Source organism: Aestuariibaculum lutulentum, assembly GCF_032926325.1.
GTDB lineage: Bacteria > Bacteroidota > Bacteroidia > Flavobacteriales > Flavobacteriaceae > Aestuariibaculum > Aestuariibaculum lutulentum.
The window spans coordinates 2,240,785-2,254,663 of record NZ_CP136709.1 but is presented as its reverse complement, the minus strand read 5'-3'; the positions used below and the strand labels follow the sequence as shown (position 1 = coordinate 2,254,663).

Here is a 13,879-nt window from a genome sequence, read left to right as displayed (position 1 = left end):
TTAAAGTTTCATGATAAAAATCATGTTATAATTCTAATATCCTACTATATTGAAGTTAAGCATCTGTTTAACCTTCACATAGATTTCAGGAAATTCTAACTGGAAAGTATTAGGGGTTTCTATGAAGTTTTCAATGACTACTGCTAAAAATTCAAACTGATTGGTGAAAGCATATTTTCTGAAGTAACCCGAGGTCATTAAACGAGCTCGAAGGGCTTCATCATTAACCAGTAAATCTGATAATTCTTTAAACGTATCACTAAAGATTGTAGAGCTCACATCGCGCTCTTTTATGCTATTAATATGTATGGCATGGGTTAGCTCATGGATTCCCAGGTTTAAATTATCGTCTGCTGTTTTATACCCTTCTTTAAAATCTTCCCAAGACACTACTAAAGCTTCCAATTTAGGATTAAACTCCCCTTTGTGATAGGCATCATTGGTTTTTGAATAGAACTTTGTCGGATAAACAACAATTTTAGAAATCAGACCGATATAAAAATCTCTAAAACCGAAAGTAAGCATCACTGCTGTGGCTGAAATTAAAACCTTTATTTCATCGTTTATTTCAACACCTGATCTACCTATAAATTCTTTATCCTCGATAAAGCGAAATACACGGTGTTCAAAATAACGTTTAGATTTGTTTGGTAGTTTATTATAAAAAGTAAATTGTTTCTCAAGAATTAAACGTTGACTTTTATCCAGACGTTTTAAATAAAGATATACATGATTATACATGGGTTTTCTGTACTTCATCACATAAGCCATCTCCACCATTTTAAAGATATAATTAAAAATAATCCCTAAAAGGAAAACAACTAAAATACCAAGTAGTATCGTACTACTCATATCCACATCCCTTGATAGTACCAGATTCAACATAAAATAACTTAATGTATTTGGGGTTACATTGGCTAACTTAATCAAAAAAACGGCTTGTCGTTATGCAAACTCTTAAAAACCTATAATTAACTAGAAAAAAGCCTTACCGCGAACGGTAAGGCAAAAAAAAAATTGCTATTTGCTATATAACTCTTCCTCTCAATAACAAATAGATTATACTGCGTAACTAATTATAAAAGCCCTTTCCCATATAGATAAAGATTAGTTCAACAATTGATTTAAAAGCGTTAAGTAGAAAGCCTGAAAAGACTTTCTACTTATAAATTTGTTAATTAATTTCTACTACCTTTTTAGGAATCTCTTTAACAGGTTCTTTTTTTAAAAGGTTTAATTTTAAAATGCCGTTTTTGTAAGTCGCTTCAATCTCTTTACTAACATCTACAGTTTCTGGAAGTCTTAAAGAGCGTTTAAAAGAATTATAACTAAACTCTTGACGGGTATAGTTATCTTCTTTCTCCTCTTTCTCCATTTTTTTCTCACCACTTACATACAAGACATTGTCTTCAATAGTCACTTCAAAATCTTTTTTATTGAATCCTGGGGCAGCAAATTCAATTTCAAAATCGGTATGATGTTCTTTCACGTTCATTGCGGGCATCAATCCTTCTTCTGCAAAAAAATCTGAATTAAAAAAGTCATCAGAGCCTAAAAAACTCTTTAAGTCAAGATTATTCCAAGGAAATAATCTGTTTCGGTTGTTAAACTTTGTTAGTGACATGACAATTAATTTTTGATTATTAATTTACTGCTCTAATGTAGCATTTAAGAACTCTTTATAATATGATAAATATCAGTTAATGAGCGTTTATCCGAATAAATTTAAAAGAAATTGAAGTTGTAAATTAACCTTTATGATGTTTGTCAGTAATGGATTAAATGATAATCGTTAACTTTAAAAATCTATAATATTAAATATCAATTTTAGGATGAGTGTGCATATTGAAGCCGAAAAAGGAGCTATTGCTGAAACTGTTTTATTACCTGGAGATCCATTACGTGCACAATGGATTGCCAATACTTTTTTAGAAAATGTGGTTTGTTATAATAAGGTTAGAGGCATGTTTGGCTTTACAGGATATTATAAAGGCAAGCGTATTTCTGTTCAGGCTTCAGGTATGGGAGTACCTTCAGCCTTAATTTACTATCATGAGCTAATTAACGTTTATGGGGTTAAAAACCTGATTCGCGTCGGTACCGCCGGATCTTATCAAAAACATGTAAAGCTAAAAGATATTGTTATTGCGATGGCAGCTTCGTCCACCTCAGCCATTAACGCCTCAAAATTTGGTCATTATACGTATGCGCCAACGGCAAGCTATAATCTATTTGAAAAAGCTGTTGATTATGCTAAAGCGAATCAAATTCCTTTCCATGCCGGAAATGTATTAACTGCCGATGTGTTTTATGATGACAATCCGGAGTTTTATAAAACCTGGGCAGACTATGGTGTTCTTTGTGTTGAAATGGAAACCGCTGGTCTTTATAGTATCGCTTCAAAAAGCAATGTCAATGCTTTAACTATTTTAACCATTTCAGACTCTTTAGTCTCCAAAGAAACAACTAGTGCGAAAGAACGAGAAAGCACCTTTGATAAAATGATTGAGATAGCTTTGAATATTGGTTAAAACAAAAACACTATGTAACTTTTTTAAATTACATAGCGTTTTTATAATGTGAATCCTTTTAAAAGGATTACATTTCCCAAAGCCTTAAGCTTTGAAAATAAAAACACCTCACTTACAAATTCAAGCAAGCTTGATTTGACGTAGGGTGTTTTTATTTATTCGTGACCGCGAAGGGATTCGAACCCCCAACCCTCAGAGCCGAAATCTGATATTCTATCCAGTTGAACTACGCAGCCAGTATCTCTTTTTAAGAGACGATATTATTATGCTAATTTTTGTCTAACAATAGTCGATATGGTTTTTCCATCGGCTTTTCCTGCCAATTCCTGAGATACAACCCCCATTACTTTACCCATATCTTTCATACCTTCAGCGCCAGTTTCAGCAATAACTTTCAGTACTATTTTCTCGATTTCTTCTTCCGATAAAGCTTCCGGTAAAAACTGACTGATAACTTCAGCTTCTGCTAACTCAGGAGCTGCTAAATCCTCACGTCCTTGCTCTAAATAAATAGTAGCGCTGTCTTTACGTTGCTTAACTAATTTCTGAAGCATTTTAAGCTCTTGCTCTTCGGTTAAACCCTCTTGAGCGCCCGCTTCGGTTTGCGCTAATAAAATAGCTGATTTTACTGCTCTTAAAGCCGTTAAAGCTGTTTGGTCTTTAGCTTTCATGGCTTCCTTTAACGCCGTCATGATATCTTGTTGTAAACTCATTGGTATATTTTATTTGATTGCGAATATAATAAGAAAAATAGTTTCGTTACCCGATTTAGAGGCATAAAAAAAACCCGTAAAGCTGAGAGAGGGACTTTACGGGATCCATAACATAGAAAGGGTAGTGTACTAAATTAATCTACATTGTCATGTAAGAATGAATTATTACTTCTTAATTGAATATCATCGTTATCGTCCAGACCAACGCTAGTTCTTGACATATTGGTTTCCGATGAATGTCTGGCTTCGTTTAAATTTACACCTTGACGCTTGTAAGCCGGAACTTTTTCTATATCGTCTATTTTTGCATTATTAAACTTATAGTTAAAGTCTTTCATTTTACGTCTGCGTTCTTCAGCACGTTCTTTTAACATATCTGAAATCGGACTGTTCATAGGATCAATTTCTTCGGCCGGATTGGCTTCAGAAACTTCCTGTTTAATCACCTTTTTCTCGAAAACCACATCTTGATCGTAATCTTCTAAAACATTAACCTGCTTCTTAGCTTTTGAGGTTTCTGGCTCTGCATAATCTTCCAATGCATAACGAATATCACCTTTTTCACTGGTTTCGTTTACCGGAATAAGCTCTACATAATCATTAACCTGAATTTGCTTCACTTCTTCATTCAAATCAAAACGTAATGGCTCTTTTGTTTGTTTTGGTTGTTCTTTTTCTTCGTTTAAAATTGGTAAATCGAAGGTTAAAGTGATTTGTTTTTCCTCATCAACATCAACAATCGGTTCTGGTTTCGACATTCTGGTTACCGGTTTGATAACAAAATCGTCGTCCTCTTCAATATGTGCTTTTACTTCTTCGTATTGCACATTAATGTTTCTAATAAATTGTGACGTTGGAATGATATCGAAATCATTTACAGGCTTTTGGTTGGTTTCCTGCTTTTTTTCGAAAACAGGCTCCTCCTCTTCCACATCAAAATCTAAAGTATGTCTAACCACAGGTGGTTCTTTCTTTACTTCTAACTCTATAATAGGCTCGATTATTACCGGATCTTTAGTTTTAGCTACAGGCGTTTTAGTTTCTGTATCATCACTACCTAAAGAGTGTATAACTTTTTTAGTTTCGGTATTAGAAATCTCGTCTTGTTGCTCTACATTAAAACCCGTTGCAATGATAGTTACTGCGATTGATTCTTCTAAAGCATCGTCTTCACCAACCCCCATAATGATATTTGCACCGTGACCTGCTTCATTTTGAATGTGATCGTTGATTTCTCCAATCTCATCAATGGTGATTTCATGCGAACCAGAAACGATTAATAATAATACGTTTTTTGCTCCGGTAATCTTATTATCGTTTAATAAAGGAGAGTCTAAGGCTTTACGAATAGCATCTTGAGCACGGTTTTGTCCAGCAGCAATTGCCGACCCCATGATAGCAGTTCCACTATTACTTAATACCGTTTTAGCATCACGTAAATCGATATTTTGAGTGTAGTGGTGTGTAATAACCTCGGCTATACCACGAGCAGCTGTGGATAACACTTCGTCAGCTTTAGAGAACCCGGCTTTAAACCCAAGGTTTCCATAAACTTCACGAAGTTTGTTGTTGTTTATTACAATTAACGAATCAACTACATCTCTTAATTCTTCAATTCCTTTTTGTGCCTGTTCGATACGCATTTTACCTTCGAACTGAAATGGCATAGTTACAATACCCACTGTTAAAATATCCAAGTCTTTAGACATTTTAGCAATAATAGGCGCAGCACCTGTACCTGTACCTCCACCCATTCCGGCAGTAATGAACACCATTTTTGTGTTGGTATCTAACATCGTTGCTATGTCTTCAAAACTTTCAACGGCAGAATTTTTACCAACTTCAGGATTGGCACCTGCACCTAATCCTTCGGTTAAATTTACTCCTAACTGGATTTTATTTGGCACACCACTGTTTTGAAGCGCCTGGGCATCGGTATTACAGATGTAAAAATCTACCCCTTTAATACCTTGTTGGAACATGTGATTGATAGCGTTGCTACCGCCACCGCCAACACCAATAACTTTAATAACATTTGATTGATTTTTTGGTAAATCAAATGCGATGCTTTCGAATTCTTTTTTGCTGCTCATAAATTCTGTTTTACTGGTATAATTTAATTTTTCTTTATTCTTCTATTTCTTCCTCGATAATCGAGTTTTAAAATGTCGAGATTTCTCTCGGGTTCTTATTAATTCACTTCTAAAATGCACTACTAATTCAGAAGTTGATTTATTCTGCGTTATCTAAAAAATCTTTAACGCGCTCTGTTAATTTATCTAAAAACGAACGACGTTCCTTTACAGGTTGTGGTTCTGGTTGTTCCGTTTGTTCTTCAACTTTCGCAATTTCTGCGGCATCTTCAACAACAGGAATTTCTTCTTCAACAACTTCTTCCTGTTGTTCTACACGTCTGCGTTCCTGACGTTTTAATCCGTCTAAAACTAAACCTACAGCTGTCGCATATAACGGACTTGTAATTTCATCATCACTATCGCCAGCTAAATGCTCGTTAGGATACCCAATTCTGGTATCCATACCTGTAATATATTCAACCAATTGCTTTAAATGCTTTAACTGAGCGCCTCCTCCTGTTAAAACAATGCCGGCAATAAGTTTCTTTTTTTGTTCTTCGTGTCCGTAATTTTTAATTTCTACGTAAACCTGTTCAATAATTTCAACCACACGTGCGTGAATAATTTTCGAAAGGTTCTTTAATGTAATTTCCTTTGGTTCACGACCTCGTAACCCCGGGATTGAAACAATCTCGTTATCTTTATTTTCTCCAGGCCATGCCGAACCAAACTTAATTTTTAATAATTCGGCTTGTTTTTCAATAATTGAACAACCTTCCTTGATGTCTTCAGTAATCACATTACCACCGAAAGGAATCACCGCTGTATGACGAATGATGCCATCTCTGAAAATTGCTAAATCGGTTGTACCACCACCTATGTCGATAAGCGCTACTCCCGCCTCTTTTTCCTCCTGACTTAAAACCGCGTTAGCCGATGCTAAAGGTTCTAACGTTATGCCTTCTAAATTTAAACCTGAACTTTTTACACAACGCCCAATGTTTCTAATAGAAGATACCTGACCAACTACCACGTGGAAGTTGGCTTCTAAACGACCGCCATACATCCCGATAGGCTCTTTAATTTCAGCCTGACCATCAACCTTATATTCTTGTGGTAACACGTGAATGATTTCTTCACCAGGAAGCATCACTAATTTATGCACCTGATTGATTAATCGGTCGATGTCATCATCATCGATAACTGTTTCAGAATTCGCACGGGTGATATAATCGCTGTGTTGTAAGCTTCGAATGTGTTGTCCTGCAATGCCAACAGTAACATTTTCTATTTTCATACCGGCAGCGGCTTCAGCCTCTTGAACTGCCTGCTGAATAGATTGAATGGTTTGCGTAATATTATTAACGACACCACGATGTACACCCAAACTTTTAGACCTACCAATGCCTAAAATTTCGACTTTACCGTAATCGTTTTTACGGCCAATCATGGCCACAATTTTTGTGGTTCCTATGTCTAATCCTACTGCTAAATTATGCTCCATTGCTTAAATTTTGGTACAAACTACTTGGTTGTCAAACTGTAAATTGACCTTACTATAATTCTTAAGCGTATTCTCTTTTAAATTCTTTTGATAGAACGCTTTAAGATTATTAATCTTCTTATCTAAAAATTTAGTATCGCCTAACTGTACTAAAAAGTTGCATTGTCTGAGTTTTAAAAATATTTTCTCGTCTTTGCTTTGATAAATTTCTATGACATGCTTTTCAAGGAAATCATCGGTTGTAATCTTTTTGGCTACAGTATAAACTTCTGCTAAATTATTTTCTTCAATAAAACCAGTAACTAGTGGCACTCGTGCGGAGTAATTACCAGATAAAGGCATGTATTTGCCATCACTATCTATGTAATAAGACGCATTGGTGCTAACTCTTGCAATAGGTGTTTTTTGCTCTACTTCTGCATTAAGTGTTCCGTTTACAGCGAGATACACTTCTGCATTTTTGATCATTGGATTAGATTTTAGGGCATTCTCTAATTCATTCAAATCTAAAGTTTCTTTAGCAACATTTTTAACTTCACCAAAATTTTGTATTAACAATTTACTAACAGCCTCATCTGTAATGTATAAATTGTCTTCTCCAACAAATTTAACGTGTGGATGCATAACCACTCTTGATGCATTTCTATTTGATGCAAAAGCAAACAGAAACCCAACCAATATGAGTAACACGCCCATTTTTATGTAATTCCAGTTAATTCGCAACGCTAAATTCCTTTTTAATTCGTTTTACTTCTTCGCCTATATCGCCTGCTCCAATAGTAAGAATAACTTGTGCCTCACTTTTATGAATCTCTGCTAATAGGTCTTCTTTATCTACTAATTTCTTATTGTTATTATCGACTTTATCTAATAACCACTGAGATGTTACATTTTCAATTGGCAACTCTCTTGCCGGATAAATATCTAACAATAACAACTCATCAAACTGTGCTAAACTTACAGCAAATTCATCTGCAAAATCACGTGTTCTACTAAATAAATGCGGTTGAAAAACAGCCAACACTTTTTTATCAGGATACATCTCCCTTACGGCCTGATGAACCGCATTAATTTCTTCCGGATGATGTGCATAATCGTCTATAAAAACCAAATCGTCTGTTTTGATCTGATAAGTAAATCGACGTTTTACACCTTTGTAGGATGCTAAAGCTTTGGCGAGCTGCTGGTTAGGGCAACCATACTCTACAGCCATCGCCAAGGCTATTAATGCATTCGACAAATTATGTCTCCCGGGCAGGTTAAATTCTAAATTTTCAAGTACTGTGGCTGGTGTTTTCACATCAAACACATAAGTACCGTTTACTATTTTTATATTTTTTACACTGTAATCAGCGTTATCTTCAATGCCGTAAGTAATTCCAGAAATAGGCAATCCGTTTTTAACAAACAACTTTCCATTCGGTTTTATGCGTTTCGAAAAATCTTCAAAAGACTTTTTCAATTCTGATGCATCGCCATAAATATCCAAATGATCGGCATCCATAGAGGTGATACAGGCTAAATCTGGTGACAAGGTTAAAAATGAACGATCAAACTCGTCAGCCTCTACAACTGATACCTCAGTACCATTTAAAATTAAGTTTGAATTGTAGTTCTCACTTATTCCACCTAAAAAGGCCGTAACAGGCACCTCGCAAACATTCATTAAATGACCAAGAATACTGGTTGTTGTGGTTTTTCCGTGTGTTCCTGCCACAGCTAAACAAAAGGTATTCTCTGTAATTAACCCAAGTATCTGAGAACGTTTTAACACCTGAAAACCTTCAGATTTAAAATAGTTCAACTCGGTGTGATGTTTAGGAATTGCCGGTGTAAAGACCACTAACGTCGTTTCAGTATTTTTAAAAGCCGATGGAATATTCGCAATGGCATCTTCAAAATGAACAGCCACACCCAAGTCTTCTAGACTCGATGTAATATCGGTAGGGGTTTTATCGTAGCCGGCAACCGCTTTTCCATTGGCTACAAAATAGCGTGCCAAGGCACTCATACCGATACCCCCGATACCTACAAAATAAACATTATGTATGCTGTTTAAATTCATTTAACTTTTTACCTTAAGAAGTTTTTCAACTTCATCTACTATATCATTTGTAGCATTTACTAATGCTATGCTTTTAATATTTTCTCCTAACTCTTTTTGCCTTTGTGGCGAAGCTACCAACTGCGAAAATTTATTCTTAAAATCTACTTCCAGTTCATCTTCTTTAATAATTATGGCTGCATTATGATCTACAATAGCCATGGCATTTTTTGTCTGATGATCTTCTGCCACGTTTGGAGACGGAATAAAAATAACCGGCTTACCAACAATACACAGCTCTGAAACAGAACTCGCTCCTGCACGTGATATAACAATATCGGCTGCAGCATAAGCAAAATCCATATTATTCAAGAACTCATGTACCTGTACATTTACTGTGTTGTTGTAAATTTTATATTGTTGATAATACAACTTACCACACTGCCAAATAACTTGAACGTTTTGTGTATCGAAGAAATCAAGTTCCTTTTCAATCAATTCATTAATACGTCTTGCCCCTAAACTTCCACCTAAAACCAGTAAGGTTAACTTACCTTCTTTTAAGTTGAACAACTTTTTTGCTTCTTCGGTTTTAGAATTGATATCTAACAAGCTTTTTCGAACAGGATTTCCTGTTTTTACAATTTTATCGGCCGGAAAAAAGCGTTCTAAACCATCGTAAGCGACACATATTTTTTGAACATGCTTTGCTAACAATTTATTTGTTATTCCGGGAAACGAATTTTGTTCCTGTATTAAACTCGGAATACCATTTTGCGATGCCATGTACAACAACGGTCCGCTTGCAAAACCTCCAGTTCCTATAGCCACATCGGGTTTAAACGATTTTACAATTTTTCGAGCGTTATACAAGCTACTCATTAACTTAAACGGAAACATTAAATTCTTCATCGTTAACTGACGTTGAATTCCGGAAATCCATAAACCTTCAATTTTATAACCGGCCTGTGGTATTTTTTCCATTTCCATTCTATCTTTTGCTCCTACGAATAAAAATTCGGCATCCTCAAAACGATGCTTCAATTCATTCGCAATAGCAATTGCAGGATAAATATGCCCTCCTGTTCCTCCGCCAGACAATACAATTTTATATGTTTTTTTTGTCGCCACTAATTAATCCTATTTATATCGTTTCAGATAAAATTTCCAACGGATTTTCTTCTTCCGTTAGCACTTCCTCTTGTTCTTTTATTTCTTCACGCTGAGCGCTTACACTTAATACTATTCCAATAGCCAAACAGGTCATCCAAATAGATGTTCCTCCACTACTAATTAATGGCAAGGTTTGTCCTGTAACAGGAAACAATTCAACCGCTACTGCCATATTTATTAATGCCTGAAATACGATTGGCAGACCAACACCAAGTGCCAGCAACTTACCAAAAACTGTATCGGCTTTTTGAGCTACTATTACAATTCTGAACAGTAACCACATATACATGACCATGATGAATACCCCTCCAATAGAGCCATATTCTTCAACTATGATGGCAAAAATGAAATCGGATGACGACTGGGGTAAAAAGTTCTTTTGAATACTTTTACCTGGTCCGACACCCTGAATGCCACCAGAAGCAATCGCTATTTTTGCTTTTTCAATTTGATAGTCGGCTTCGGTATCTTCATTATTCGAGAAATTCTCAATACGACTCATCCAAGTATCTACACGGTTTGGCATAACGCCCGGGAAGGCTTTTGCCACCAAAACAAACATGGCTAAGGCTAAAATTCCAGAGCCTATAATAACTGCTAAATAACGTATTGGATAGCCTCCTAAAAACACCAACATTAAAACCATTAAAAATATAATAGCCGCTGTTGATAAATTGGCTGGCAAAATTAATGCTAATACTAAAAATACCGGCATCCAAAGTGGTAAAATTGACTCTTTAAATGTGATAACCTCATCTTTCATTTTCGACATATATCGCGCTACATAAACCAAAAGCACAACCGCTGCGAATGTTGATGTTTGAAATGACATGCCAACAATAGGAATTTGAATCCAACGACTCGCATTGGCGCCATCGATAGTGGTTCCTTGTAACATCGTGATTCCCAGCAACACCAATACAACCGGAATCATGATAAGCGACAAGCCTCTGAAATATCGATACGGAATTTTATGTACGCCGTACATAATGGCAAAACCTAAAAACAAGTGCATGAAATGCTTGATAAAAAAGCCGAACGTATTGCTGCTCTCTCCTTTATACGCCAAATTACTAGCCGCACTATACACAGGCAAAAACGACAAAATAGCCATTAAAGCTACTATCGCCCAGATTAATCTATCGCCTTTTATGTTTTTAAATAATGCCTGCACTATTTTTACCTATTATTATTTCTTAATCTTTATAAATTTCTAACTGCTTCTTTAAACTGACGCCCGCGATCTTCGTAATTTTCAAACAAATCGAAACTTGCACATGCCGGAGACAGTAATACGTTATCTCCAGATTCAGATAACTTATACGCCATTTTCACAGCATCACTCATACTTTGAGTTTCAACCACAGTATCGACCATGCCTCCAAACGTATCGATAAGTTTATCATTATCGACACCTAGACAGATAATAGCTTTTACTTTTTCGTTTACAAAAGCGAATAACTCCTCATAATTATTACCCTTATCAACCCCGCCAACAATCCAGATTGTTGGCGCATCCATACTTTCTAACGCATAGTAAGTTGCATTTACATTTGTCGCTTTAGAATCGTTTATGTACTGCACTTTGTTTATTTTAAGTACCTGTTCTAAACGATGCTCAACACCTTGAAAACTCTCTAAGCTTTCGCGGATAGTCTGCTTTCTAATTTTAAGCAAATGCGCTACGGTTGAGGCCGCCATAGCATTTTTAATATTATGCTTTCCTTCTAATGCAAGATTGTTTGTTGACATATGTATCTGGTTGTTATCAATTGCTATAATCATCTTTTCCTCTTCTAAATATGCGCCCTTCTCTACTTTTTTTGTTATTGAAAACGGTAATAATGTCGATTGAACCGGATGTTCCTTTAACCAATTTGTGATGACTTCATCGTCGGCATCATAAATTAAATAATCTTCTTTGGTTTGATTTTCTGCAATCCTGAATTTCGATGCGATATAATTTTCAAACTTGTAATCATATCGATCTAAATGATCAGGAGTTACATTAAGCAATACGGCAATTTTCGGTTTAAATGTTTCAATATCGTCCAACTGAAAACTGCTGATTTCTAAAACGTAATTCGGGTAATCGTGCTCTAAAACCTGTTTCGCAAAACTATCACCAATATTTCCGCCTAACCCTACATTCAACTCCTGCTTTAAAATATAATGCGTTAACGTTGATGTTGTGGTCTTACCATTGCTTCCGGTAATTCCAACAATGGTTGCTTTGGTAAACTTTGATGCGAACTCAATTTCTGAAACAACCTGAATTCCTTTTTCACGAATTTGTTTTACCAAAGACGCTTTATCCGGAATACCAGGGCTTTTCATTACGATATCGGCATTTAAAATTTTAGATTCCGAATGCGTTTCGTCTTCCCATTCAATCTCATTATTTATAAGAACCTGTCTATATTTATCTTTTATTTTTCCTTTATCTGATACAAAAACCTCGTATCCCTTTGCTTTCGCTAAAAGTGCAGTTCCTACTCCACTTTCTCCTCCGCCTAACACTACTAACCTTTTCTTTGTCATTCCGTTTTCAATTCATAAGATTCCTGCCTCCGCAGGAATGACAACTTTTATCTAATTTTTAAGGTCACGATGGATAGAATAGCTAACAAAATGCCAACAATCCAGAATCGTGTTACTATTTTACTCTCGTGATATCCTGATTTTTGATAATGATGATGTAACGGCGACATTTTGAAAATGCGTCGTCCTTCACCATATTTTTTCTTGGTGTACTTAAACCAACTCACCTGCATCACCACCGATAAATTCTCTGCTAAGAAAATCCCACACAACACCGGAATTAACCACTCTTTACGAACCGCAATAGCAATTACAGCAATAATTCCTCCAATAGTTAAACTTCCCGTATCTCCCATAAACACCTGCGCCGGATAAGTATTGTACCATAAAAACCCGATTAAGGCTCCAACAAATGCAGTGATATAAATAGTCATTTCCTCAATACGAGGAATGTACATGATGTTTAAATATTCTGAGAATACAATATGCCCAGAAACAAAAGCGAATATCCCTAGAGTTAACACAATAATCGCTGATGTTCCCGCTGCCAGCCCATCAATACCATCAGTTAGGTTTGCACCATTTGAAACCGCTGTGATAATAAAAATGGTGGCCAAAATGAATACTAGCCAAGCGTATTTTTTTAAATCAGGACTAATCCACGTGATTAAATCAGCGTAATCAAACTCATTTCCTTTTACAAACGGAATAGTTGTTTTTGTAGATTTTTCTTCACCATTAAACAACTTTGCCGGAGATACATTCCCATCCTGAGCAATTATTTCCTGCTGCTGTTCAACCGACACTTTTTCTTTTATGGTTACATCGTTATGAAAATACAAGGTTGCTCCAACAATAACCCCTAGTCCGATTTGCCCAAGAACTTTAAAACGTCCTTTTAAACCTTCCTTATCTTGTTTAAATTTCTTTAGGTAATCGTCAATAAAACCAATAACCCCCATCCAAACCGTTGTTATTATCAACAATATAATGTATATATTTTCAAGTTTAGCCAATAGCAATACAGGAATTAAAGTTGCCAAAATGATGATGATACCCCCCATAGTTGGCGTACCAGCTTTTTCACTTTGTCCTTCAAGACCTAAATCTCTAATGGTTTCACCCATTTGCTTTTTTTGTAAAAAACGTATAATTCGTTTACCGTAAATAGTAGATATTAACAATGACAGAATCATAGCCAAAGCCGCTCTAAAGGTGATGAACCCAAAAAGTGAAGCTCCCGGAAATTGGAATTGTTGTTCTAAATATTCAAATAAATAATACAGCATCTACTATTC

At 35.7% G+C, this 13,879-nt stretch carries 12 protein-coding genes and 1 tRNA gene; 1 reads left to right on the top strand and 12 read right to left on the bottom strand.

From position 1 onward, the window contains the following. Positions 1-33: 33 nt before the first annotated feature. The gene (locus R1X58_RS09535) at positions 34-852 is read right to left on the bottom strand and encodes a zinc-dependent peptidase (RefSeq protein WP_317292970.1); all 819 of its coding nucleotides are present in this window, start codon (positions 850-852) and stop codon (positions 34-36) included. 322 nt (positions 853-1,174) lie between these two features. Next, entirely contained in the window at positions 1,175-1,624 is a 450-nt protein-coding gene (locus tag R1X58_RS09530; RefSeq protein WP_240574683.1) for an Hsp20/alpha crystallin family protein, read from the bottom strand. Positions 1,625-1,832: 208 nt separating this feature from the next. Here R1X58_RS09530 and deoD point away from each other — a divergent pair, with 208 nt between their 5' ends. Continuing rightward, entirely contained in the window at positions 1,833-2,531 is a 699-nt protein-coding gene (gene deoD / locus R1X58_RS09525; RefSeq protein ID WP_240574682.1) for a purine-nucleoside phosphorylase, read from the top strand. Positions 2,532-2,693: 162 nt separating this feature from the next. Here the strand turns inward: deoD and R1X58_RS09520 are convergent. The 10 genes from R1X58_RS09520 to mraY all read right to left on the bottom strand — a co-directional run bounded on the left by R1X58_RS09520 (position 2,694) and on the right by mraY (position 13,870). Further along, positions 2,694-2,767: transfer RNA gene (locus R1X58_RS09520), tRNA-Arg, on the bottom strand. A gap of 27 nt (positions 2,768-2,794) precedes the next feature. Beyond that, on the bottom strand, positions 2,795-3,244 hold the full coding sequence (locus R1X58_RS09515) for a GatB/YqeY domain-containing protein (RefSeq protein WP_240574681.1): 450 nt from the start codon (positions 3,242-3,244) through the stop codon (positions 2,795-2,797). A 134-nt stretch (positions 3,245-3,378) separates the two neighbouring features. After that, positions 3,379-5,337, bottom strand: coding sequence for a cell division protein FtsZ (gene ftsZ / locus R1X58_RS09510; RefSeq protein WP_240574680.1), 1,959 nt, complete (start codon positions 5,335-5,337; stop codon positions 3,379-3,381). A 139-nt stretch (positions 5,338-5,476) separates the two neighbouring features. Further along, complete coding sequence (gene ftsA / locus R1X58_RS09505; protein ID WP_240574679.1) at positions 5,477-6,823, bottom strand: cell division protein FtsA; 1,347 nt, start codon at positions 6,821-6,823, stop codon at positions 5,477-5,479. Positions 6,824-6,826: 3 nt separating this feature from the next. Then, on the bottom strand, positions 6,827-7,519 hold the full coding sequence (locus R1X58_RS09500; protein WP_306468592.1) for a cell division protein FtsQ/DivIB: 693 nt from the start codon (positions 7,517-7,519) through the stop codon (positions 6,827-6,829). A 16-nt stretch (positions 7,520-7,535) separates the two neighbouring features. Then, positions 7,536-8,888, bottom strand: a complete 1,353-nt coding sequence (murC, locus tag R1X58_RS09495; protein ID WP_240574677.1) for a UDP-N-acetylmuramate--L-alanine ligase — start codon at positions 8,886-8,888, stop codon at positions 7,536-7,538. Beyond that, positions 8,889-9,998 (bottom strand): undecaprenyldiphospho-muramoylpentapeptide beta-N-acetylglucosaminyltransferase, encoded by a 1,110-nt coding sequence (gene murG, locus R1X58_RS09490; RefSeq protein ID WP_240574676.1) that lies wholly within the window; start codon positions 9,996-9,998, stop codon positions 8,889-8,891. A 13-nt stretch (positions 9,999-10,011) separates the two neighbouring features. Continuing rightward, on the bottom strand, positions 10,012-11,214 hold the full coding sequence (locus tag R1X58_RS09485; RefSeq protein ID WP_240574675.1) for an FtsW/RodA/SpoVE family cell cycle protein: 1,203 nt from the start codon (positions 11,212-11,214) through the stop codon (positions 10,012-10,014). A 29-nt stretch (positions 11,215-11,243) separates the two neighbouring features. Next, the gene (gene murD / locus R1X58_RS09480; RefSeq protein ID WP_240574674.1) at positions 11,244-12,581 is read right to left on the bottom strand and encodes a UDP-N-acetylmuramoyl-L-alanine--D-glutamate ligase; all 1,338 of its coding nucleotides are present in this window, start codon (positions 12,579-12,581) and stop codon (positions 11,244-11,246) included. 47 nt (positions 12,582-12,628) lie between these two features. Continuing rightward, positions 12,629-13,870, bottom strand: coding sequence for a phospho-N-acetylmuramoyl-pentapeptide-transferase (gene mraY, locus R1X58_RS09475; protein ID WP_240574673.1), 1,242 nt, complete (start codon positions 13,868-13,870; stop codon positions 12,629-12,631). Between the last annotated feature and the right edge of the window lie 9 nt (positions 13,871-13,879).